Raw genomic sequence first — 482 nt, forward strand, 5'->3', positions numbered from 1 at the left:
GCGTTGTTGCGCTCCAGGGCGGCGATCACGTCCGCCAGGGTCAGGCGGTAGGCGGCCAGGCGGCGGGTGTCCGGGGCCACCTGGAACTGCTTGGCGAAGCCGCCGATGGTGTTCACCTCGGCCACGCCGGGCACGTTGCGCAGCTGCGGCTTGACCACCCAGTCCTGGATCACCCGCAGGTCGGTCGGCGTGTACGGAGTGCCGTCCTCCTTGCGCGCGCCCTCCTCGGCCTCGATGGTCCAGAGGAAGATTTCACCCAGGCCGGTGGAGATCGGCCCGAGGGCGGACTCCACGCCTTCGGGCAACTGCTCGCGGGCCTGTTGCAGGCGCTCATTGACCAGTTGCCGGGCGAAGAACAGGTCGGTGCCGTCCTTGAAGATCACGGTCACCTGGGACAGCCCCGAGCGGGAAATCGAGCGGGTCTGCTGCAACCCCGGCAATCCCGCCATGGCGGTTTCCACCGGGTAGGTGACGCGCTGCTC

General features: G+C 68.9%; 1 protein-coding gene. It reads right to left on the bottom strand.

The genetic code is table 11. The annotated features are described in order from the left end of the window. Positions 1-482 (bottom strand): efflux RND transporter permease subunit (locus J5M58_RS26555; protein ID WP_207880341.1); only part of this gene is annotated, 482 nt, incomplete at both ends.

The organism is Pseudomonas sp. 32_A (assembly GCF_017490905.1).
Taxonomy (GTDB): Bacteria; Pseudomonadota; Gammaproteobacteria; order Pseudomonadales; family Pseudomonadaceae; genus Aquipseudomonas; species Aquipseudomonas inefficax.